The 22,034-nt window shown below is 57.2% G+C and carries 26 protein-coding genes; 13 read left to right on the forward strand and 13 right to left on the reverse strand.

The window, feature by feature from the left end; genetic code table 11:
• The first annotated feature begins 214 nt into the window (after nucleotides 1-214).
• Nucleotides 215-1,051 carry a hypothetical protein gene (locus GOV89_RS12765; protein WP_171238340.1) on the forward strand — a complete coding sequence of 279 codons (837 nt, stop codon included), beginning with the start codon at nucleotides 215-217 and terminating at the stop codon, nucleotides 1,049-1,051.
• A gap of 54 nt (nucleotides 1,052-1,105) precedes the next feature.
• Here the strand turns inward: GOV89_RS12765 and GOV89_RS12770 are convergent, their stop codons facing one another.
• The 3 genes from GOV89_RS12770 to GOV89_RS12780 form a co-directional block, all read right to left on the reverse strand.
• Nucleotides 1,106-1,993 (reverse strand): PhzF family phenazine biosynthesis protein, encoded by an 888-nt coding sequence (locus GOV89_RS12770; RefSeq protein ID WP_171238341.1) that lies wholly within the window; start codon nucleotides 1,991-1,993, stop codon nucleotides 1,106-1,108.
• 100 nt (nucleotides 1,994-2,093) lie between these two features.
• Complete coding sequence (locus tag GOV89_RS12775) at nucleotides 2,094-2,318, reverse strand: DUF1150 family protein (RefSeq protein WP_050604806.1); 225 nt, start codon at nucleotides 2,316-2,318, stop codon at nucleotides 2,094-2,096.
• Nucleotides 2,319-2,323: 5 nt separating this feature from the next.
• Complete coding sequence (locus GOV89_RS12780; protein ID WP_058275530.1) at nucleotides 2,324-2,737, reverse strand: Hsp20 family protein; 414 nt, start codon at nucleotides 2,735-2,737, stop codon at nucleotides 2,324-2,326.
• A gap of 163 nt (nucleotides 2,738-2,900) precedes the next feature.
• On the opposite strand from GOV89_RS12780, the gene GOV89_RS12785 reads away from it, so the two are divergent.
• From GOV89_RS12785 to GOV89_RS12800, 4 genes are all read left to right on the forward strand, one after another.
• Nucleotides 2,901-3,125, forward strand: a complete 225-nt coding sequence (locus GOV89_RS12785) for a YdcH family protein (protein WP_050604880.1) — start codon at nucleotides 2,901-2,903, stop codon at nucleotides 3,123-3,125.
• A 76-nt stretch (nucleotides 3,126-3,201) separates the two neighbouring features.
• Entirely contained in the window at nucleotides 3,202-3,687 is a 486-nt protein-coding gene (purE, locus tag GOV89_RS12790) for a 5-(carboxyamino)imidazole ribonucleotide mutase (RefSeq protein ID WP_171238342.1), read from the forward strand.
• Complete coding sequence (locus GOV89_RS12795) at nucleotides 3,684-4,439, forward strand: NAD(P)-binding domain-containing protein (RefSeq protein WP_171181403.1); 756 nt, start codon at nucleotides 3,684-3,686, stop codon at nucleotides 4,437-4,439. Before purE ends, GOV89_RS12795 begins: the two co-directional genes overlap by 4 nt.
• Nucleotides 4,440-4,441: 2 nt before the next feature.
• The gene (locus tag GOV89_RS12800) at nucleotides 4,442-5,509 is read left to right on the forward strand and encodes a 5-(carboxyamino)imidazole ribonucleotide synthase (protein WP_171238343.1); all 1,068 of its coding nucleotides are present in this window, start codon (nucleotides 4,442-4,444) and stop codon (nucleotides 5,507-5,509) included.
• A 13-nt stretch (nucleotides 5,510-5,522) separates the two neighbouring features.
• On the opposite strand, the gene GOV89_RS12805 is transcribed toward GOV89_RS12800, so the two are convergent.
• The 6 genes from GOV89_RS12805 to GOV89_RS12830 form a co-directional block, all read right to left on the reverse strand.
• A complete protein-coding gene (locus tag GOV89_RS12805; protein ID WP_171238344.1) occupies nucleotides 5,523-6,686 on the reverse strand; it encodes an alpha-D-ribose 1-methylphosphonate 5-triphosphate diphosphatase in 1,164 nt (387 codons plus the stop codon).
• Entirely contained in the window at nucleotides 6,683-7,456 is a 774-nt protein-coding gene (locus GOV89_RS12810; protein WP_171238345.1) for an alpha/beta fold hydrolase, read from the reverse strand. Before GOV89_RS12810 ends, GOV89_RS12805 begins: the two co-directional genes overlap by 4 nt.
• 38 nt (nucleotides 7,457-7,494) lie before the next feature.
• The gene (locus tag GOV89_RS12815; protein WP_171238346.1) at nucleotides 7,495-8,337 is read right to left on the reverse strand and encodes a DMT family transporter; all 843 of its coding nucleotides are present in this window, start codon (nucleotides 8,335-8,337) and stop codon (nucleotides 7,495-7,497) included.
• Between the two features lie 175 nt (nucleotides 8,338-8,512).
• Complete coding sequence (gene groL, locus GOV89_RS12820; RefSeq protein WP_171238347.1) at nucleotides 8,513-10,156, reverse strand: chaperonin GroEL; 1,644 nt, start codon at nucleotides 10,154-10,156, stop codon at nucleotides 8,513-8,515.
• A 54-nt stretch (nucleotides 10,157-10,210) separates the two neighbouring features.
• Complete coding sequence (gene groES / locus GOV89_RS12825) at nucleotides 10,211-10,498, reverse strand: co-chaperone GroES (RefSeq protein WP_170352338.1); 288 nt, start codon at nucleotides 10,496-10,498, stop codon at nucleotides 10,211-10,213.
• A gap of 152 nt (nucleotides 10,499-10,650) precedes the next feature.
• Nucleotides 10,651-11,325, reverse strand: coding sequence for a DUF2161 domain-containing phosphodiesterase (locus GOV89_RS12830; RefSeq protein WP_171238348.1), 675 nt, complete (start codon nucleotides 11,323-11,325; stop codon nucleotides 10,651-10,653).
• 124 nt (nucleotides 11,326-11,449) lie between these two features.
• Between GOV89_RS12830 and GOV89_RS12835 the strand changes: the two genes are divergently transcribed.
• From GOV89_RS12835 to GOV89_RS12855, 5 genes are all read left to right on the forward strand, one after another.
• The gene (locus GOV89_RS12835; RefSeq protein WP_171238349.1) at nucleotides 11,450-12,430 is read left to right on the forward strand and encodes a TraB/GumN family protein; all 981 of its coding nucleotides are present in this window, start codon (nucleotides 11,450-11,452) and stop codon (nucleotides 12,428-12,430) included.
• A gap of 109 nt (nucleotides 12,431-12,539) precedes the next feature.
• Nucleotides 12,540-13,460, forward strand: a complete 921-nt coding sequence (locus GOV89_RS12840) for a manganese-dependent inorganic pyrophosphatase (protein WP_171235994.1) — start codon at nucleotides 12,540-12,542, stop codon at nucleotides 13,458-13,460.
• A 93-nt stretch (nucleotides 13,461-13,553) separates the two neighbouring features.
• The gene (locus GOV89_RS12845; protein WP_171238350.1) at nucleotides 13,554-14,666 is read left to right on the forward strand and encodes a DUF389 domain-containing protein; all 1,113 of its coding nucleotides are present in this window, start codon (nucleotides 13,554-13,556) and stop codon (nucleotides 14,664-14,666) included.
• 102 nt (nucleotides 14,667-14,768) lie between these two features.
• Nucleotides 14,769-15,644, forward strand: a complete 876-nt coding sequence (locus tag GOV89_RS12850; RefSeq protein WP_171181381.1) for a TIGR01459 family HAD-type hydrolase — start codon at nucleotides 14,769-14,771, stop codon at nucleotides 15,642-15,644.
• A 101-nt stretch (nucleotides 15,645-15,745) separates the two neighbouring features.
• Nucleotides 15,746-16,189, forward strand: coding sequence for a MaoC family dehydratase (locus tag GOV89_RS12855; protein WP_171181379.1), 444 nt, complete (start codon nucleotides 15,746-15,748; stop codon nucleotides 16,187-16,189).
• A gap of 87 nt (nucleotides 16,190-16,276) precedes the next feature.
• On the opposite strand, the gene GOV89_RS12860 is transcribed toward GOV89_RS12855, so the two are convergent.
• Both GOV89_RS12860 and GOV89_RS12865 read right to left on the reverse strand, forming a co-directional pair.
• Nucleotides 16,277-17,266: a methylenetetrahydrofolate reductase gene (locus tag GOV89_RS12860; RefSeq protein WP_171238351.1), complete on the reverse strand. Its 990-nt coding sequence runs from the start codon at nucleotides 17,264-17,266 to the stop codon at nucleotides 16,277-16,279.
• On the reverse strand, nucleotides 17,263-17,844 hold the full coding sequence (locus GOV89_RS12865; RefSeq protein ID WP_171238352.1) for a methylenetetrahydrofolate reductase C-terminal domain-containing protein: 582 nt from the start codon (nucleotides 17,842-17,844) through the stop codon (nucleotides 17,263-17,265). The genes GOV89_RS12860 and GOV89_RS12865 overlap by 4 nt, the downstream gene beginning before the upstream one ends.
• Before the next feature lie 260 nt (nucleotides 17,845-18,104).
• Here GOV89_RS12865 and GOV89_RS12870 point away from each other — a divergent pair, with 260 nt between their 5' ends.
• The 3 genes from GOV89_RS12870 to GOV89_RS12880 are packed head-to-tail and all read left to right on the forward strand — an operon-like array spanning nucleotide 18,105 to nucleotide 20,541.
• On the forward strand, nucleotides 18,105-19,037 hold the full coding sequence (locus GOV89_RS12870) for a bifunctional riboflavin kinase/FAD synthetase (protein WP_171235989.1): 933 nt from the start codon (nucleotides 18,105-18,107) through the stop codon (nucleotides 19,035-19,037).
• Complete coding sequence (locus tag GOV89_RS12875; RefSeq protein ID WP_171235988.1) at nucleotides 19,034-19,507, forward strand: YcgN family cysteine cluster protein; 474 nt, start codon at nucleotides 19,034-19,036, stop codon at nucleotides 19,505-19,507. The genes GOV89_RS12870 and GOV89_RS12875 overlap by 4 nt, the downstream gene beginning before the upstream one ends.
• Nucleotides 19,507-20,541: a low specificity L-threonine aldolase gene (locus GOV89_RS12880; protein ID WP_171181371.1), complete on the forward strand. Its 1,035-nt coding sequence runs from the start codon at nucleotides 19,507-19,509 to the stop codon at nucleotides 20,539-20,541. The genes GOV89_RS12875 and GOV89_RS12880 overlap by 1 nt, the downstream gene beginning before the upstream one ends.
• On the opposite strand, the gene GOV89_RS12885 is transcribed toward GOV89_RS12880, so the two are convergent.
• Nucleotides 20,528-21,352 (reverse strand): alpha/beta fold hydrolase, encoded by an 825-nt coding sequence (locus GOV89_RS12885; RefSeq protein ID WP_171238353.1) that lies wholly within the window; start codon nucleotides 21,350-21,352, stop codon nucleotides 20,528-20,530. The two genes, GOV89_RS12880 and GOV89_RS12885, sit on opposite strands and share 14 nt — an antisense overlap.
• Nucleotides 21,349-21,951, reverse strand: a complete 603-nt coding sequence (locus GOV89_RS12890) for a 2-hydroxychromene-2-carboxylate isomerase (RefSeq protein ID WP_171181367.1) — start codon at nucleotides 21,949-21,951, stop codon at nucleotides 21,349-21,351. The genes GOV89_RS12885 and GOV89_RS12890 overlap by 4 nt, the downstream gene beginning before the upstream one ends.
• Nucleotides 21,952-22,034: the final 83 nt, after the last annotated feature.

Genomic DNA, 22,034 nt, shown 5'->3' on the forward strand with positions numbered 1-22,034 from the left:
CTGAACTGAGCGTCGAAACCGAAAATGTCGAAGTCGACAACTGCGCTCATCAGGTTCTGTTGAAACTGGAAAGCATGGGCCTGATTGCCGCAAGCTGATGCCAACAAACAAAGATTTTTCGGCCTCCGGTTTTCGGGGGCCGTTTTTGTTTGCCCGATTGACAAGCGCTGGCCGGATTGGTGCGGTGCACACAGAAACAGGGTGAATTTCAGACATGCCACGCAGCTTGCCCATCATTTCCAGTTTCTGGTTCGGATCCGATCTGAGCTGGCTCGAGCAGCTGTGCATACAGTCATTTCTGGATCGGGGGCACGCGTTTATTCTTTATCTGCCAAACGAGGTGCAGGGCGTCCCCGCAGGTGCTCAAACGCGCCCTGCCAGCGAAATTTTCTGGCCTCCGTCCTATTCATTGCACCCAGATGACCGGCAGGGCGTGGCCGTGTTCTCTGATATCTTTCGATTGCACCTGATGCGAAAAAGCAAGGCCATCTGGGTCGATCTTGACGCCTATTGTGTAAAAGCCTTCGACTTTCCGTCCGATTGGGTGTTTGCGCATTCCAAAGCTTGTGACTTCCCTACCGGAGTTCTGCGCCTACCGAAGACCGCGCAGACACTTGCGTTGATGCTGGATTTCGTAATGTCAGCGAACCCTACCCAACCCTGGCGCGGACGACATGTCAGACGGCGCAGCCGGGAAAGGATTGCAAAGGGTGAAAGCTGGGGCATCGAAACTCTGCCCTGGGGCAGTTCAGGGCCCAAAGCCTTTACGCATTTCCTGCGCCAGACCGGCGAAGACCGTAACGCGATGGGGGCTGACTCTCTGTATCCTCTTGCCTCTGAGGAATTATGGAAACTGCACGATCCACGCATCACACCAAACGACATCGAAACGGAAGCCGTTCATTCGGTTCATATTTATGGACATCAGAAAAAACTGATAGCCAACAGGATGGCCGGGTTGCCTGCATCGGGGTCATATCTGGACAGGCTATGTGATCGACATGGAATTGACGCACAGGCCGCTCCGATCCTGCGGCTGGGATGGATGTAGCTTGCTGTGCAAGGAAACGGGGTTCCGGACAGGTGTCGATTAACGCTTGTTCATTTATTGCGCATCTGCCGGCAGATCGACCTGCCCGCGCATCAGGATATGTCCCTGACCAGCGACCCTTATCCCGGTCATCGCATCCGCCGGGCCGACGCGAGTAACGCGGGCTTGGCCAGGGCGGCCCATGTCGTGCCCCTGCTCTGCGATGAAACTGTCTTTGGCCATTAGTCCGTATTTCCACAAGTAAGCCGCCATGGCACCGGTTGCGGACCCGGTAAACGGGTCTTCGGGTGGGCTTGGAGGGGCCAGCAAAAGGCGCGAGAATGTATCCCCCGCATCGGTGGCTCCATAGAGCGTGACCAAGAAGGGTTCAGCCATGTCCGAGCCTGAAAACCCAGCGGCCTCAGCCACTTTTCTCAAGGGACCTTCAACCAGTTGAGCCGCGCGCAATACCTTATGGTCGCGCAGGACGGTGATGCAAAAAGGCAATCCGGTCGACACCAGCTGCGGCGGGGAAATAATGGCATCACTGGGAAGGTTTACGGCAGAGGCCACCAGATCAGCAGGCACACGCGGGCCGAACTGCGGGGCGACCTGTGTCATCTCAATCTGCGCACCTTGCAGCCGGATGGAAACGATCCCTGCACCGGTTTCCAATGTCAGGCTATCGCCCTCAATCATCCCACGAGACCGCATGGCAGCGACGGTTGCGATGGTGGGGTGCCCCGCAAAGGGGATTTCCCGGCTGGCCAGAAAATACCGCACACGGATATCGGCCACGTCAGATGGCCCGGTAAACGTGCACTCGACCAGAGAGGTTTCGCGCACGTAATCCATGCAAACATTTTCAGAAAGATGCGCGCCACTATGGACCACGGCGCATCCGTTGCCTCCAAAAGCGCGATCACTGAAGGCGTCGACCCAATCGAATTCGAACCAGTTCATGCGATAAATTCCTGACAACACGTTCCGGCGAAATTCGCCGGTGCCTATGTGTCGCGCGTGTCGCTGGGAATGTCACGCCCAAATCAGGCGTTGGGGCCGTTCAGTGAACGGCCACCGGGGAAAGGTCGTGTTGACGGGCCAAGACAAAGGCCAGCTTGCGGTCGGCCACAAGCGCCAATTGCTGCCCATCGGAATCATGCACAGCGTAAAGCTGATCCAGATCCCCTGCCTGATCGCGCAGATCACGCGGCAGATCGGCAACCTCGACCGTTTTGACATAAACGATACGGTCGCCTTCGGTGTTGATCTCAATCGGTGTATTCATTGCTCTTACCCCTTCCGTATGTTGATGGTCTGAACCACGGTTTCCGGCACGGCGCGGGTCAGATCCACATGCAGCAGGCCGTTTTCCATGATCGCTTCGCCCACTTCGACACCGTCAGCCAACACAAACATGCGCTGAAACTGGCGCGCCGCAATGCCGCGGTGCAGGAAGATACGCCCCTCGCTGTCGTCGCGTTGACGGCCCCGGATCACCAGCTGGCGATCCTCAATAGTGATCGACAGATCCTCTTCGGCGAACCCTGCAACCGCAAGAGTGATGCGATAGGAAAAGTCCGAAGTCTGTTCGATGTTATAGGGCGGGTATCCTTCGTTGCCAGCCTTTGCAGACCGTTCCAGAAGGCGTTCCAGTTGCTCGAACCCCAAAAGATGCGGGTATGAGCCAAGAGTAAGTTTCGACACGTATTTTCGTCCTTTATTGTCAAAGCGACGTGGTGTGCGGCCCCTTTCCGGCAACCGCCTGTAATAGAATATGGGAAGAAACCAGGATGTCCACAAGGTCTGGCGCGATAACGTCTGACACACTATCTTGTTGGGCAAGCACCACAACAACCCCGAGTCGCCAATGAACGCGCCCACTGACCTTTCCATGAAAACTGATGAAGTTCTGCGGGTTGAGCTGGAAGTTTTCCGCCGTCAGCACCGCGATCTGGACGAAGCGATTGAAGCGCTGCATGACCGGGGAACTGCGGATCAGTTGACGCTACGACGACTGAAAAAAGAGAAACTGCGTCTGAAAGACATCATCCGCATCATCGAAGACCGCCTGACCCCCGATATCATTGCCTGAACACCCTGTAGCGCATTGCCAGAGAACCGGATTTGGCTATAGTGCGCGTTCTTTCTGAGCGCAGGGACAAAAGCGGATGAGCGAAGTGAAAGTCGGGATCATCATGGGCAGCCAATCTGACTGGCCCACGATGAAAGAAGCCGCAGATATTCTGGACGAACTGGGCGTCGCTTATGAAGCGCGCATCGTATCGGCCCACCGCACACCAGACCGGCTGTGGGACTATGGCAAGACCGCCGTATCGCGTGGATTGCACGTGGTCATCGCGGGCGCTGGCGGCGCTGCGCATCTGCCTGGCATGATGGCATCGAAAACACGGGTGCCTGTGATCGGAGTTCCCGTACAGACACGTGCCCTGTCAGGTGTGGATTCGCTGTATTCCATCGTGCAAATGCCCAAGGGTTTTCCCGTTGCGACGATGGCAATCGGGTCCGCTGGAGGAGCCAACGCCGGTTTGATGGCAGCCGGCATTCTGGCTCTGCAAGACGAGGCTTTGGCAGAACGGCTGGACAGCTGGCGCGAGGCGTTGTCGGCTTCAATCCCTGAGGAACCGCAGGGATGAGCCGCATCGGTCTTATCGGCACGGGCCATATCGCCGCCCCAATCGCGCGGCTGATGGCTGCCAAAGGGCACGACATTTGCGTGACTGAGCGCAATACCGAAGTATCAGCCGCTTTGAAGGCCGAGTTGGGCGTGACGATTGCTGAACCCCAGGCAGTGCTCGACGCCTCGGACATCGTGTTCCTGTGCCTGCGCCCGCATATCGCGGCTGAGGTTCTGACCCCTCTAACCTTTCGCGCGGACCAGCAGATCGTTTCAGTCATGGCTGCGGTTTCCGCTGAGCAACTTGCTCGGCTTTGCGCACCGGCGGCAGATTTCGTGCAGACCATTCCTCTGGGCTTTCTGGAAACCGGAGGCTGCCCAATGGCTGCTTTTGGCAACGATCGGTTGTTGGCCGACCTTTTTGAGCCCGAGAACCCTGTGGTCAAGGTTGCGGACGAATCCGCGCTGAACGCACATTTCGCAATTTGCGCCATGGTTCCCGGCATTTTGGATCTGATGGCCACTGGTGCCAAGTGGCTAGGCGATGTAACTGGTGAAGCCGATAAGGCCGAGTTCTATACGACCCAGTTGATGTCAGGCTTCCTGGCAACGATGGAAAAAGGCAACGCAGGTCGGCTAGCGCAAGAGCGTGACGCTCTGGCGACAGAAGGCACATTGAGCTTGCAGATGACAGAAACCCTGAAGGATCAGGGCGCGCATGACGCGCTGCATTCGGCGTTGAGTGCAATTGGCAAACGTTTGGAGAGTTGAAGATGGCAGAAATGCTTGCCCAAGGCGCGGTGATCGGAATTCTGGGGGGCGGTCAACTGGGCCGGATGCTGTCAGTGGCAGCGTCAAGGCTGGGCTTTGTCACACATATCTATGAACCGGGCGCAAACCCACCCGCCGGGCAAGTCGCGGATCGTGTCACGACGGCAGCCTACGACGACATCGATGCCTTGAAAGCATTTGCCGACGCGGTGGATGTGATCACCTATGAGTTCGAAAACATCCCGACCGAGGCGCTGGACATTCTGGAAGCCCACCGGCCGATCCGTCCGGGGCGCGAAGCGCTGCGGGTCAGCCAGGATCGTTTGACCGAGAAGAATTTCCTGCAAGACCTGGGCCTGAAAACGGCCCCGTTTGCGGATGTTTCCAATCTGGACAGCCTGAGTACGGCAATTGAACAAATCGGGACACCGGCCATCCTGAAAACCCGCCGCTTTGGCTATGACGGAAAGGGGCAGGCGCGGTTGCGCAGCCCCGAGGACGCCGAGGCTGCTTTGGCCGACATGGCGGGCGCGCCTGCTATTCTGGAAGGGTTCGTAGACTTCTCACACGAGGTGTCGATCATTGCAGCACGAGGGTTGGACGGCCAGGTGGCCTGTTTCGATCCGGGCGAAAACGTACATCGCGACGGTATCCTGCACACCACCACGATCCCTGCCCGCCTGTCCCCTGCCCAGCGCACAGATGCAATCCTGCTGGCGGCCAACATCCTGAATGCGTTGGAGTATGTGGGTGTCATGGGGGTAGAACTGTTCGTCACGCCCGCTGGTTTGATAGTGAACGAGATTGCACCGCGCGTGCACAACTCGGGCCACTGGACGCAGAACGGCTGTGCTGTTGATCAGTTCGAACAGCATATTCGCGCCGTGGCGGGCTGGCCTTTGGGCGACGGGCAGCGCCATTCGGATGTGGTGATGGAGAATCTGATCGGCAACGACATGGATCGTGTGCCCGAATTGGCCCGTGAACGGGATGTCGCGCTTCATCTATACGGCAAAGCCGAGGTCAAAGCAGGACGCAAGATGGGGCATTTCAACAGGATCAAGCGATAAAGTAGCACTTTATTTACGGCCTCGTTCCGTTCAAAAAGCGTGCCGCAATGTCCCCTGACATATGGCTGACACGCCCACCTGCCATGGTCGCTGCGACCCGGTGGGTGGCTGCATCGAGAATGACCAAATCGGCGCGTTTGCCGGGGGCAAGTGTGCCCCGGTCTGTCAGATTCAGCACTTTTGCGGGCCCACAAGAAATCCGGTTCCACGCGCCTTCGAAATCAAGCAGGCCGGTATTGGCCAGCATCAGCGCCGCCCGGCGCGGGCTGGGGTAGTGGTAGTCCGACGCCAACGCATCGCAGAGCCCCATGGCGATCAACTCAACCGCACTGGCGTTTCCTTTATGCGATCCACCCCGCACCACGTTGGGTGAACCAAGGATGATGTGATCCCCGGCAGAACGCGCTGCCTCGGCAGCCTCCAGCGTTTCCGGGAACTCGGCAATGCCGACGCCTCGGGCGCGCCACCATGCCCTTGCTTCAGCGGTTGCGTCATCATGGCTGCCCAGACGTATCCCCATATCTATAAGGTCAGCACACAGTGCTTCGACCGCAGCGGGCACTTCGTTCCTGCGGGCGTGCATGTTGAGCAACATTTCAAAATGTGCATCCGGATTGCGCCCAGCCTTCAACGCCTGCCCCGTTAGTCGCGGCGGCTTCTTGCCCTGCGCCAATCGATCATGCGGCAGGTGATCGTTGAACACCACATAAGGCACCTGCCATTCGGCGATGCGACCGGCAAGGCCCGCATAGTCGTCAAGCATATTGGTTTCGAACCGCAATTGCGGGATCAGATCGGTGACTGTGCTGTCTTTCACGGCGGAAATGGCCTTAAACACCTGCGCGGCAAAGTCCGGACCTCGCACACCGCCTTCCCAGCTGTAGAATTGAGCCAGCACTGCGGTGGTGATGCCGTTTGCCGCAAGCTCGGCTTCGACCGACAGAATACCTTCATTCATCTGCTTCATCGCACCGCGACGCGGGGCGATATGGCGTTCGAAACCGTCCCCATGCAGGTCGATGATGCCAGGCAAGACAAGATAGCCGGACAGATCAACACTGCGTCCGGCCGGTTCCACCTGCACCACACCGTCAGCAATGGTCAGGTCAGCGCGAGACACGCCCTGGCCCGGCAACAGAACATCTGCGCCGGTTAAAGTCAGCTCCAATGCGGTCATCGTGTGGACTCCGAATCCGGGTCTTGGCAGTCCTGCCCAATGCAGATCTCGTCAATTATGTCCATCACACCATCGAGCCAAGTGATCTGCGGATCGAACCGGCCGAATTCGATAAAATGTAGCGCCTGCGCCATGACCTGAGGGTTGTTCATCATGAAGGTATGGGTGACGGGCAGGACCAGATGATCGGCCATACCCTCCACCTTGGTGCTTTCAACCGAAACCTTGCCATCATCGGGCCCGTCGATCAGCGAGGAAAAAACCAGGTTGAGGGACTCATCCCCCGCAATGACCCCCAGCTCGAAATCTACCGGAGGCAGACGGCGCGGAATACCTTCAGGGCCTGTACTCAACTGCAGACCGGCTGGACCGTTCAGATATCCGAATACCTCCCACGCGCTGAGCTCGTCGACCAGCTGACTGCCCTGGTTCGGCGGGCCGAGCATGACGGCGCGACCCATGTTGGCGGGATGATGATCCTTTAGCCAATACCGCAGCAGGATGCCGCCCATGGAGTGCGCCACGACATTGACCTTGTCCTCCCCGCACGAGGCAAAAGCACCCGGCAGAGTCTGTTCAGCCAATTCCGGAATGCCAATCTCGGTCGAGGGGTATCCGGGGCGCACAACGGTGTAGCCGTGTGCCTCGAACAACTCCTCCATCACCGCAAACGAGGCTTCGGTCCGGGCAAGTCCGTGCAGTAGGACCACGCATTTCGCGCTGACGGAAAACGGGAAAAGGCATAAAAGTAAAGCGGTCAGAAGTCTCATGTCCGCCAGATAAAGCCTATGAGCGGCTGATGAAAGCCCTAGCTCTGTTGACGTCGCAGCACAGCCAGCGCGATACCGCCCAGAACCAGCGAGGCACCAACGATCAGTCGGGCGTTTGCACTTTCGCCCAAAAGCACAACACCTCCCAGGATCGCAATGACAGGCACGCTGAGTTGAACAACCGCCGCAACTGTTGGCGCAAGGTTTGGTAGCACGCGATACCATAGGGCATATCCCAAACCAGACGTGATGCCCCCCGAGACAGCCGCCAGCAGATAGCCCAATCCAGTCATCTGCCATTCTGCCCCCGTGACCAGCAGGGCCAAAGTGGTGACAGGCAAGGCGATGACGAAATTCGCAGCCGTGCCCTGCAGGGCGTCAGGCTCGGATCGCCCGGCCAAGGAGTAAGCGGCCCAGCCGATACCGGCCGCGACCATCAAAGCAGTGCCCACCGGATCAACCCGCACGGTTCCCGAAGGCCAAAGCACACAGGCCAGCCCCCCTAAAGCGATGGCCGCCCCTGCCAGTTGCTGACGGGTGGGAAGCGTTCCCGAGGCAGCGGTAAACGCAAACATTGTGATCTGCACAACTGCAAACAGCACCAAAGCCCCCAGCCCTGCATCAAGTGTCAGATAGGCAATGGAAAACCCTATCATATACACCGAGAGCGACCCCGCACCAATGAGCCGCCGGCGGTTGCGCAAAGGCACATCTCCGCCGCGCGCCAACACCAGCGCAGTCAAGACCAGCGCCCCCGCAAGCACCCGCACAATCGCAAACCCGGCTGGATCACTGGCACCACTGTCGATTGCCATCCTGTTCAGAATGGAATTCGCTGCAAAGGCGCACATGGTCAGGGCAGTCAGAAAAATAAGTCGCATGGAACCCGCATATCCGGTTGCAAGCGATATGGACACTCACAATCCATCTACATGCGGCCCACTGTTCGACTTTTCCAAAATGCGCCCGCGAGAGGCATAGCCGCAAAACGGTTATCAAAACGAAATGGGGCCGCCCGAAGGCGACCCCGAAAACAAGCACTATGGCTAAAGCAGCTTACATCATGCCGCCCATGCCGCCCATGTCGGGCATGCCGCCTGCAGGTGCCGCGCCTTCTTTGGCAGGCTTGTCGGCAACCATGGCTTCGGTGGTGACCAGCAGGCCCGCAACCGACGCCGCATCTTCCAGAGCGGTACGAACAACTTTGGCCGGGTCGATCACGCCGAACGAGAACATGTCGCCATATTCTTCGGTCTGCGCGTTGAAGCCGAATGCTGCATCCGAAGATTCACGGACTTTGCCTGCAACAACCGCACCGTCAACACCTGCGTTCTCGGCGATCTGGCGCAGCGGAGCTTCGATCGCTTTGCGAACGATGTTGATGCCCGCGCTCTGATCAGCGTTTCCGCCTTCCAGCGATTCCAGTGCTTTACCGGCCTGAACCAGAGCAACACCACCGCCTACAACAACGCCTTCCTGCACAGCAGCACGGGTCGCGTTCAGAGCGTCGTCCACACGGTCCTTACGCTCTTTCACTTCAACCTCGGTCATGCCGCCGACGCGGATAACAGCAACACCGCCTGCCAGTTTGGCAACGCGCTCTTGCAGCTTCTCACGGTCGTAGTCCGACGAGGTTTCTTCGATCTGAGTGCGGATCTGAGCAACACGTGCTTCGATCTCGGCTTTCTCGCCAGCACCGTCGACGATGGTGGTTTCGTCTTTGGTGATTTCGATCTTCTTCGCGGTGCCCAGCATGTCCATGGTGACGGACTCGAGCTTCATGCCCAGATCTTCGCTGATGACCTGACCGCCGGTCAGAATGGCGATGTCCTGCAGCATGGCCTTGCGGCGATCGCCGAAGCCCGGTGCTTTGACAGCAGCAATTTTCAGGCCGCCGCGCAGTTTGTTGACAACCAGAGTTGCCAGCGCTTCGCCTTCAACGTCTTCCGCGATGATCAGCAGAGGCTTCTGCGACTGGATCACCTGCTCGAGCAGCGGAACCATCGGCTGCAGCGAAGACAGTTTCTTTTCGTGCAGCAGGATCATGCAGTCATCGAGTTCTGCAATCATCTTGTCTGCGTTGGTGACGAAGTAAGGCGACAGGTAGCCACGGTCGAACTGCATACCTTCGACAACATCGGTCTCGGTTTCCAGACCTTTGTTTTCTTCGACGGTGATAACGCCTTCGTTGCCAACCTTCTGCATCGCGTCTGCGATCTGCTGGCCGATTTCTGCTTCGCCGTTGGCCGAGATGGTGCCAACCTGAGCAACTTCGGCTGAGTCTTTAACTTCACGCGAAGCCGACTTGATGCCTTCAACAACCTTGGCAGTTGCCAGGTCGATGCCGCGCTTCAGGTCCATCGGGTTCAGGCCCGCTGCAACCTGCTTCAGACCTTCGCGAACGATTGCCTGCGCCAGAACGGTTGCGGTGGTGGTGCCGTCACCGGCTTCGTCATTGGTGCGGCTGGCGACTTCTTTCACCATCTGCGCGCCCATGTTTTCGAACTTGTCTTCCAGTTCGATTTCCTTGGCAACCGAAACACCATCTTTGGTGATGCGCGGCGCGCCGAAGGATTTGTCCAGAACCACGTTGCGGCCTTTGGGGCCGAGGGTCACTTTAACAGCATCGGCCAGGATGTTTACGCCTGCCAGCATGCGGTTACGGGCATCGGTGTCGAATTTGACGTCCTTTGCAGCCATGTCGTTTCTCCTTGAGAAATAAGTTTGTAATGAAGATCAGAGGAAGCTTGTCGCTTACTCGATGATCCCCATGATGTCGCTTTCTTTCATCATCAGCAGCTCTTCGCCGTCGACCTGAACCTCGGTGCCCGACCATTTGCCGAACAGGATCTTGTCGCCAGCTTTGACCGCCATCGCGATCAGTTCGCCGCTGTCCTTGCGCGCGCCTTCGCCGGTTGCGACAACTTCGCCTTCGCTGGGCTTTTCTTTTGCGCTGTCAGGAATGATCAGGCCGCCTGCGGTTTTCTCTTCGCTTTCGGTACGGCGAACCAGCACACGGTCATGAAGCGGTTTCAATGCCATCTTTGTAGCTCCTTGGGCTCAAAGTTTATCTATCCTCCCCTCGCCCTCAGGCGAGGCGTTAGCACTCGGAGTGTGTGAGTGATAACGACGCATAGCTAGGGAGTCTAAAACCCCGAGTCAACAAGTTGTGAGGGATTTTTTCGCAGCTCGGATCAGTTTGTCTGTTCCCAGCTGTAGGCCCAGTGCTTCAATCCTTCAGACCCCTGAGCCGTAAGCCCGTAGACACCTTTTTCAACCTTCTCGAACCACCCGTAGTGGTTTTCGCGCATGAGCCGCGTGGCCACCGACACACCAACCGATTTGGCAACCTCTGCCCCCTTTGTAGGTCCATATTCGGCCAAATAGGCCGCACATTTCAGGGCATCCTGCCGATAGGCAGTCACAATCCCATGCCGCGTGGCCCCGCCCGCGTTCGGGTCCCCTTCCAGCCGGTCGAATTCCCGCAGCAGCCGTGTGGCTTTGGATTTGTTCTTTCGCGGCGCATAGGGGCCGGGATCGCATTGCACTTCGACCGTTTCATCAGCCCGTACTGTGATAAGACCCAGGCCCAAGCGACGGCACAGCGCCAGATTATCTTTAAGCGCCCGTCGCGCGCTTCGACCCGTGGGCTTGCTGACAGCGATATAGACCTGATCGGTAAGCTTCAGCCGGGTGACGGCCTGGTGGAACAGCGACAGCGTGAACCGCAGTTTAAGTTCGACAATAACGGGATCTTCACCCTCGCGCACCGCAACGACATCAGCCGCCCCGACCTCGCCCTTGACGGTATATCCCTGACGCTCCAACAGCGCTTTGATCGGAGGATAGAGGTCCTGTTCGCGGGTCATGGGTTTATGCTACGCAAACTGCCGTGGAATGCCAGCCCATACCTCAGCCGATGCGATGGAACTTGAAACATCCCGCCCACCGGTACACTGTTTCCGAAACACTGATTTCAAAGGAATTCCACCAATGCGCCTGCTTTTTTTCATCGTTGGCCTTTTGTTACCCGCCGTGGCGCAGGCAGGCTGCGAAGGGCGCGACCTGAGAGGGGACTTGTCGCCTGAGGTTCAAGCCAAGGCGCAAGACGAACTGGCAGGTATTCTGTATCCAGAAGGCAATCATTGGGTTGCGACCAAAGATGACACCGTTCTGCACCTCGTGGGCACAATGCACCTGAATTACCCGCAGATGGATGCGATCGTCGAGCGCCTGACGCCCAAGCTAATTCAGGCCGACGCGTTTTATTTTGAAATCCGACAGGATGAGATGGAAGCTTGGGAAAAGAAACTGGCCGCTGACCCAAGCCCGGTCCTGATAACTTCGGGCCCCACACTTGTCGATCTGATCCCAGAAAAAGACTGGAACACTCTTACTGCGGCGATGGCCGAACGCGGGATTCCCAGTTGGATGGGCGCCAAGATGCGCCCCTGGTTTCTGAGTATGACTTTGGCTCTGCCGACCTGCATTGTTCAGAACCCTGACGGAACCAATGGGCTGGACGCACGTCTGGCGAAGTTGGCTACGGACCACGGTATCCCGCAATATTCATTGGAAAGTGTCGAAGACCTTATGGCCATGTTCGACGCTTACCCGATCGAAGAACAGGCGCAATCGCTCGCGCGGATGGCCGGAACCTTTCAAAACACCGAAGACCAGATCGCCACCATGGCCAGCTCATACTTTGATGAAAAACACGCCGAGGTTTTTGTCCTTGGCCGTATTCTGGGGCAAGAGCTGTCGGGCCTGTCTGCCGCAGAGTTCGAGGCCGAGTGGGCAGACTTCGAACAGCAGCTCTTGATCGAACGAAATGCCAATTGGATGGCACAAATTCTCGAAATCCAGGATCAGACAGCTGTCATTGCGGTTGGGGCTGGTCACTTCAGCGATGACCACGGCCTGCTGAACCAGTTAGAGCAGTCTGGGTACACTCTGAAGCGGGCGGAATTCTGAGCAGGTAGGCATATTGCAGACTAAGCGTCGCAGACAGTGTACTGCGGCGTGACAACCGGGTTTGCCCGACCTATAAGGCCCGCAAATTTTCATTCCGCAGGACGCTGACATGACAACACTCGTATTTGGCCACAAATCCCCTGATACTGACTCCACAGGCTCGCCGATCCTGTGGTCGTGGTACCTGAACGAGATTAAGGGTGAACAGACCGAGCCGGTGCTGCTGGGTGAGCCCAACACTGAGGCAGCCTTTATGCTGGACAACTGGGACCTGCCCAAACCACGCATCATCGAAGATGTAACTGCAGACACCCCGGTGGTCATCGTCGACACCAACAACCCGGCGGAACTGCCTGCCAGCATCAACGACGCAGATATCCGCGCGATCATCGACCACCACAAACTGGTCGGCGGTCTGGAAACCAAAGGTCCGATTGACATCACCGTACGCCCGCTGGCCTGCACTGCAACCATCATGGTCGACCTGATGGGTGACGATGCTGCCAAAATGCCCGACGCCATCAAAGGTGCCGCCCTGACCTGCATCCTGTCGGACACGCTGGAATTCCGCTCGCCCACTACCACAGCGCATGACCGCGCGGTGGCGGAAAAGCTGGCCGCTGAGCTGGAACTGGATATATCGGCCTATGCAGCCGACATGTTCGCCGCAAAGTCTGACGTCTCGTCCTTCTCAGACGCAGAGCTGATCCGCATGGACAGCAAGGAATACGAAGTGGACGGCACCAAGTTCCGCGTCTCGGTTCTGGAAACCACTGCCCCCGGCGTCGTTCTGGACCGCAAGGCCAGCCTGGCGACGTCGATGGTGGACGTGGCCGCAGAAGACGGTGTCGATCAGGTTCTGTTGTTCGTGGTTGATATCCTGAATGAAGAAGCCACGCTGCTGGTGCCCAACGATCTGGTCAAATCCGTTGCCGAGAAAAGCTTTGGCGCAGCCGTCGACGGGGATGCCGTTGTCCTGCCGGGCATCATGAGCCGGAAAAAGCAGATCATTCCAAACCTCAAGGTCTGATCTGCGCGCAACCCAGACGAAAGGCGTCCGTTCGGGCGCCTTTTTCTTTTACATTCGCCATTTGCGGGACCGGAATCGGTTGTTAGTCTGGCCTTGGGTACGAAACTCAAACCAGATCAGGCAAACACCATCGTTATTCGCAGCCTCAGTACGACCAAAGGCATCCTTCGATTTGAAGGTACGGACAAAGCCGCTTATTGGCGACGCTTTGCAATGTTGCTGACCCTGTCAGTTGTGATTGCCACCATGGGACTGCTGCGCAACTCCGGGGCCGTCGTGATTGCAGCCATGCTTGTCGCGCCACTAATGACTCCAATCCTGGGGGTGGCTGCCGCGATGGTCATGGGTTGGCTAAAGCGTGCCGTTGCTCTTGCTCTTACGGTGTGCTTGGCGGCTTGTGCCTGCGTGCTGATGGCCTGGTTCATGGTCTATGTCGCGGACGTCCCACGAGGGATACTGATCCCCGATCAGGTCCTTGCGCGCACGGATCCCGGCACCGAGGATCTGATCGTCGCACTGGCTGCCGGTGTCGCCGGCGCCTATGTGCAGATCAAAAAGTCCGAACTGAGCCTTCTGCCCGGCGCAGCGATTGGTGTTTCGCTCGTTCCGCCGCTCTCGGCAGCAGGTATTTTGTTGTATTTTGGCGAACCAGCCGAAGCGTATGAAGCGGGACTTCTATTCGCAACAAACCTAGGCGCGATCATTCTGTCCGCCTGTGCGGTCTATCTGGTTTATGCCGCGCGGTCTGTGGTTTTCAGCAAGGGCAAGCGCAAACTGAACTTTACAGCCAGCGTATTCGTCGCGCTCGCCTTTTTGGTCGTCGTCGTGCTGCAGCTCGGGAAATCCACCTATAATCGCTATCTGGAGACACGGACCGAGGCACAGGTGGCCGAAGCCATTCGGGAGTGGGCCGATCCGATTTCAGTGGAAATCATACGAATTGATGTCAACGCCCAGCGCAAACAGACTGAGGTTTGGCTGATCGTCGATCTTCCTGTCGAGGCACAGTTCAAAGTCTCTTCTATTGCCGCGTTGCTGCCGGAAAGGCTCCGTGAAACATCCCTTGTTGACGTATTGCAGGAAGAACTTGGCCCCGGCTATCTGGCCATCATCCGGTATCAGACCCGCATTGGAGCTCAGGTCATTTTGGGAACAGATAACGTACAGCAGGCCCCGGACGTGACCGACGTGACCGAAGACGAATAGAGGATTCTCCAATTCCTCAGCACAAAATGGAAAGCGGGATGGTGTTCGACCCCAAGCTTTGCCATAGCTGTCGCAACCGCGAACATATTCATAGAGGCCCCCATGACCCAGATCGTTTCCTCGCTTGCCGAGATCTCTGACCGCTATAAGGCGCTGTTTGTCGACCTTTGGGGCTGTGTTCACAACGGTATCACCGCTTATCCCGAAGCTGTTGCGGCATTGCAGACTTATCGCGCAAATGGCGGGGTTGTTGTGCTGGTCACGAACTCTCCGAAACCCCGAGCAGGCGTGGCAGAGCAATTGGGTCAGTTCAACGTGCCCTCAGACGCCTATGACACCATTGCGACCAGCGGGGATTCCGCGCGGTCGGCGATGTTCCGGGGAGCCGTTGGGCAAAAGGTGTATTTCATGGGTGAATGGCAGCGCGATGCAGGCTTTTTCGAACCTCTAAAGCTGCTAGATCACCCGATCCACATCGAACGCGTGTCGCTGAAGGAGGCCGAAGGCATTGTTTGCTGTGGGCCATTCGATCCGATGGCTGATCCTGATGTGAACCGGCCCGATTTTCTTTACGCCAAGCAGATGGGTATGAAACTGCTCTGTGCAAACCCTGACATTGTTGTGGACAGAGGGGAAGTGCGCGAGTGGTGTGCCGGTGCTTTGGCGAAGCTGTATACCGAAATGGGTGGCGAGAGTCTGTATTTCGGCAAACCGCATCCACCGATCTATGATCTGGCCCGTCGCAGGCTGCAAGAACTGGGTCATGATGTCCCTGACGGCGACATTCTGGTGATCGGCGACGGACCCCATACGGATATTCTGGGCGGCATGGGAGAGGGCATTGATTCTCTGTTTATCTCAGGCGGTCTGGCCGCAGCCGAAACAAAAACGTCGCACCACCCGCATCACGAATCCTTAAACGATTATATCAAAAGGGAAAAAATAAATCCGACCTACACAATTGGTCGCTTGCGGTAGTAAGAAAAGACTTGATTTTCTGCAGCTGCGAAGTAATAAAGTTGCCAACCTTGGCCTAAAGATGGTTTTTTCTTTCACGGCCGATCTCGAGTGAGGGCAACATGTTGGATAATCTTCCACGCGGAACGATCTGTATCGAAGACATCGAAATGGGTATGTCCCGCCACCTGCGCAAAGTGGTGACGGATGAAGACATCGAGATGTTCGCGCAGGTTTCGACTGACCGAAATCCTGTGCATCTGGACGACGATTATGCCCGCGATACCATCTTTGAAGGCCGTATCGCACACGGGATGCTGACGGCGGGTCTGATCTCGGCAGTGATTGGCGAACAGCTTCCCGGTCACGGCACTGTCTACATGGGGCAGTCGCTCAAATTTCTGGCACCCGTGCGCCCCGGCGACATGGTTTATGCCGAAGTGAAGGTGATCGACATCGATTTTTCCAAGCGCCGGGTCAAACTGGATTGCCATTGCTCGGTCGACGGCAAGAAAGTCCTGATCGGAGAGGCCATGGTTTTGGCTCCATCGCGCAAGTTCGACTGATCGGCAAACCAACCTATGTCAGGAAAGGCACCCGACGGGTGCCTTTTTGCTTTTTTACGTCCCAATTCATGCATTCTGAGTGCACCCTCAGGACGAACGCGCACGCCTGCGCCCTTTCAAGGCACCAGATTCCAGAATGATCTCTGACACTACGTGCTCACGCCTGTAAGCCATCACATGGACCCCAGAGACCCCGGCGATGTCACGAATTTGCTGGATCAATTCGATACAGATCTTCTTGCCTTCTTCGGCCGGCTTTTCGGCCTTCTCCATTCGATCAATAACCTGATCAGGGATATGAATCCCGGGCACATTACTGCGCATCCAACGTGCAGCACGAGCCGAGGCAATGGGGCCAACACCAGCAATAATAAAAACTCTCTTGTCCAAACCGGCATCCCGCACCCGTGCCATGAACTTCTCAAACAACGGGATGTCGTAGATATAATTGGTCTGAATGTACTCAGCACCAGCTTCGACCTTTTTAGCCAGACGATCCGGACGCCACTCATAGGGCGGTATGCAGGGGTTTTCTGCAGCCCCCAGGAACAACTGGGGTGGACGCGTAATTTTTCGGCCCGAGAGGAATTTTCCCTGATCGCGCATCGTTCGAATCGTTCGCAGCAATGTCAGGGAATCAAAGTCGAACACCGGTTTCGCCCCCGGCTGATCCCCAACGCCAACGCCGTCACCCGTTAAGCATAGGACATTGCTCACACCCAGCGCCGCGGCCCCCAGAACATCACCCTGAATGGCAATGCGGTTCCGGTCTCGGCAAGAAATCTGATACACTGGCGAATAGCCAGCGCGTGTCAACAACGCGCAAATCCCAATCGAAGACATATGGCAATTCGCGCCCGAAGCATCGGTTGCGTTGATTGCATCCGCGACCTCACCCAAAGGCTGAGCCGCTTGAAACACATCCTCAGGGTCGGCGCTATCTGGCGGATTCAATTCAGCCGTTACGGCAAAACGGCCCGAACGCAAAACCCTCTCTAACCGGCTGTGCGACACGTACCCTTCGGGAACGGGAACATGGCCGATCGGCTCGACTTCACCGTGATGGGCATCGTTCATTTCTTAAGATCCCGATTCATTGCGTTGGGCGGCTCGGTGGCTAAAGGTGCCGAAGAAGGTTCATTCTCGCGCGCTTCTGGAAAGGCTTCTGCAAGGGTTACACGCGCCGCATCGCGCGCCTCGCGCTTCTGTGCCGCTATCTCGCGGCTGACCCGCAACCACGATGACGATCCTTTCAACGAATGTTCTACCGGTGGTAAAACTTCCTTTATCTTTTCTCCCCCACGCCGCATGCGGCTGGCACCATCCCAGGCCAAAGCCCAAACGCATTTCATGTCAGGCTTCACTTCGCAGAACTCGCCGGGGCGTACGCCGCCACAGGGACCGTTGCGCAATTGCTTTGGGCAGTTCATAGGGCAGGACATGCCGGTCGATGATAGCACGCACTGCCCGCACATCTTGCAGTCGAACAACAGGGTTTTGACACCCTTTTCGACCAGAGCAATGGGACGTTCAACGCGGTTGTACCCGATCTTTGCAAAAAGCGGATCCATCGCAACCATTCCACGTTCGACGCACTTGTAGACCCACTCGAACGAACGGGCGTGACGAATCGCGAACAGGCGCAATCGATACATGGGTCTGCCTCCTGTGCTGGGCTTAAATGCACCAGGCCCGGCTTTTCCGGGTCGCAGCACGTACTGAAAGCCGGAGGTCCAGTCTACACTCTGGATTTTTTTTAAATCAAGCAGTTGAGCATCCGCAGCATATGGGGCAGTAGATAATTTTGCGTGTCATAGGAGCCGGGTTTCGGGATTCAGGTAGTTTCGGAGGGGCGGGTTCGCAGAATTCAAACTGCCGCTTGAACAAATCGCGACGCAACGCTACGCAATCGCCTATGCACATCATCCGGGATTTCCAGTTTGTCGAGCCAGAAGATCGCGGCGCCAGCGTGGCGATCGGCAATTTTGATGGCGTCCATGTGGGGCATCAGTCGGTCATCGAACTGGCCCGCAAGGCGGCCCCTGACGCGCCTCTGGGTGTCATGACCTTCGAGCCGCATCCGCGTGAATATTTTGCACCGGACTCGCCACCATTCCGTCTGATGCGCGGCAACGCACGGGCGCACCGGCTGGAAAAACTGGGCGTGGAAAAACTTTATGAACTGCCGTTCAACGCAGCACTGGCTGGGCTGTCCCCGGAAGAATTTGCGCGCAACGTGATATGTGACGGGCTGGGCCTGTCTCATATTGTGGTGGGCGCTGATTTTTGCTTTGGAAAGGGCCGCAGCGGTACGGCTGACGACCTGGTCCGGTTTGGTAAAGAGATGGGATTTGGCGTAACCATTGCCCCCTTGATGGAGCGGTCTGCAAATGTGGTCTCGTCAACCGCCATCCGAACCGCCCTGACCGAAGGTCGCCCACGGGACGCCGCCGCAATGCTGGGTCATTGGCACAGGATTGAAGGAGAGGTGATCGGGGGCGAGCAGCGCGGGCGCGAACTGGGGTTTCCAACTGCGAATATGTCCATCGAAGGGCTGCACCTTCCCAAATTTGGTGTCTACGCCGTGTTGGTGGACGTGTTGGATGGCCCGCATCAGAGCAGCTATCAGGGTGCAGCTTCGATTGGAGTGCGGCCAATGTTCCAAGGTGAAGTGCCCAATATCGAAACTTTCCTTTTCGACTTTTCGGGTGACCTTTACGGGGCAACCCTGTCAGTGGGCCTGATCGATTTCCTGCGTCCTGAACTGACATTCGACGGATTGGACGGGCTGATTGCCCAGATGGATGCAGATTGCGAAAAAGCCCGTGGCATTCTGGCCGCCTTATGAGCACGGATCCGATCGAACGCACCGGCCTACCCGCCCGGTTCTGGGAACGCAAACCCCTGCGCAAGATGAACCAGCGCGAATGGGAAGCGTTATGTGACGGCTGCGGCAAGTGCTGCCTGAACAAGCTGGAAGACGAAGACTCGGGCGAGGTCGCACTGACATGTGTCGCCTGCCGACTGCTGGACGATGAAAGCTGCCGCTGTACGCAATACGATATCCGGCACCAGTTTGTGCCTGAATGCATTGTCATGACACCCGACAACATAGATGAACACGCCTATTGGTTGCCGCAAACCTGTGCCTATCGACTGCTTTGGGAGGGTAAGCCTCTTTACGATTGGCATCCTCTGATATCAGGTACGCCTGACAGCGTTCATGCGGCGGGCGTCTCGGTTCAGGGGCGCACGGTGTCTGAGTTCGAAACCCCCATGGAAGAGTGGGAAGACTACATTATCGAGGAGCCAAGCTGATGTATTTTGCCTCTGACAATTCCGGGCCGGTTCATCCTCAGGTCATGGCCAAACTGGCCGAGGCCAACCAAGGCTATCAGATGGCTTATGGTGCTGACGCGCTGATGAACGAGGTGCGAGACCGCATTCGCAGCATTTTCGAGGCTCCGGGGGCTGCCGTGTATCTTGTGGCAACCGGGACAGCGGCGAACTCTCTGGCTCTTGCTACACTGTCCAACCCATGGGAAACGGTCTTTTGCTCTCCGGTTGCCCATATCCACGAGGATGAGTGCAACGCGCCTGAATTTTACAGCGGCGCCAAGCTGACCCTTGTGCCTGGCGGTGACAAGATGACGCCTGAAGCATTGCGCGGTTCGATTCTGGGTGAAGAAACACGAGGCGTGCATGGACCGCAACGCGGGCCAGTGTCGATCACTCAAGTTACCGAACGCGGATCGGTATACTCCTTGGAAGAGTTGCAGGCGCTGTGCAGTGTCGCGAAGGAATATAACCTGCCTGTTCACCTGGACGGTGCGCGCTTTACCAATGCGTTGGTTTCGCTGAATTGCTCGCCAGCTGAAATGACGTGGAAAGCAGGCGTGGATGCCGTCAGCTTTGGCGGCACCAAGAACGGGTTGATGGGCGTCGAAGCGGTGGTGTTTTTTGACGAGAGCAAAGCGTGGGAATTTGAACTCCGCCGCAAACGCGGGGCGCATCTGTTCTCGAAACACCGCTATCTGTCCGCACAGATGGCCGCGTATCTCGAAGATGACCTTTGGCTGAAACTGGCCCGGAAGGCCAACGCCAACTGTGCGCACTTGGCCGACGGATTGCGCGCCAAGGGGGCGACATTCCTGCATGAACCGCAGGCCAACATGGTTTTTGCTTCTTTCTCGCGTGCCAAGCACAAGCAACTGCATGACGCCGGTGCCGTCTATCACCTATGGGGGGATGAACTGGACGGCGCGGATGATGGTGAAAGCCTGGCATGCCGCTTAGTGTGCGACTGGTCTATTGGAACGTCCCAGATCGATCAGTTTCTCAACTTGCTATAGGGATCGGCTTCCAGAACGCCTTCAGCAGAGCCGCTGTGTCTTGAGGGTGCGAAATGGGCAGCATGTGCCCCGCGCCCTGAACCACCGCATGGCGCGCATAGGGCAAGCGGTGAACCAAACCGGCGCAGATGGCGGGGATTACAGGATGGGTTTCTGATCCGCTTAGGATCAGGGTCGGCATGACGGCACGTTCCAGCATCTCGGCCTTGAGCAACCCGGCTTGATCGTCATAAAGCACCGGGTGTACAGCTGGCACGGCATGTATCCCACGCACCATATTAGCGCGCGTCCGTTCGGGCAAGTCAGGCCATTTCGGGCTGATGCCAGTGCTCCACATCCGGTTGAACAGTCGCGCGGCCAGAGCGTTTTCGCCCGCATTAAAGGCGCTGTTTATCGGCTCAATATCTTTCTCATGCTGATCGAACAAATCCGGCGCGTCCCGGTGTGCTATGGCAAAAAAGACGGGTTCAATCAGAATCAGACTGCGCACGCGCTCGGGATGTTCCAAGGCCAGTCTCAGTGCAATAATCGCCCCAAAGGAATGGCCAACGACGTCCATCTGCCCCGCCAGTTCAGCCGCAGCGTTATTGGTGACGTGATCAAAGAAGTCCCCCTGCCCGTCCCAATCCGGGCTACGCCCGTGTGACAACATATCCGGCGCGACCAGAGAGGCATTCCCGTCCATCGCCTTGGCCAATCCCGACCACACGCCGGAATGCGCAATGGTGCAATGGAGGGCGAGCGTTTTTCGCGCGCCCTCTCCCAACCGCCGAACGAAGACGGAATGCGCCGAGGCAGCCGAAGCTGTCATCCCTTCATCTCGGCTAGATGGTTGTCCAGATCATCCAGACTGTCCTGACCCCAGAACCGCTGACCGTCCGGTGTGATGTAAAATGGGGCACCAAAGGCCCCCTGGTCCACGGCCTCTTCCAGATTGGTGGCATATGTCTCTGCCCCAACCAGCAAACCGCTATTGGCGAGGTCAGGATCAAACCCGGAATTTGCCAGACACTCACGTATCACATCATCTTGTGACACGTCCTTTTCTTCGGCCCAGCAAGCGCGCAGGATCAGTTGGCAAAGCTTGCCGACATCCCCCGAACCATCTTTGGCCGCAGCGATCACTGCATAAGAAGACGGGGCCATATTGGTGGGCCAATGCGCGGGTTTCAGGTTGAACTCCACGCCCAGACGTTTGGCTTGACGCAGCAAGTCCTGCGCGCGGTATTCGATGCGCGAGATATGGCGGTCTTTTGGTGCTGTGCCCCCGGTGCGCGCAAACAAGGCCATGATGTCCAGTGGTTTGTAGTTGATGGTCGCATCATGTTTCGCCGCAACCTCTTCCAGTCGGTTTCCGGCCAGATAGGTGTAGGGCGAAATTGTCGCAAAATAGTAGTCAATCTGGGTCATGTTCACTTTCTCCGCTGCGTTGCCTTTGCGGGACGTTAGACCCGTGCTAAGCGGTGTCAACATCACGATTCTGTCACATTGCC

The sequence above is a fragment of the Ruegeria sp. HKCCA5763 genome (genome assembly GCF_013034545.1).
Classification (GTDB): domain Bacteria; phylum Pseudomonadota; class Alphaproteobacteria; order Rhodobacterales; family Rhodobacteraceae; genus Ruegeria.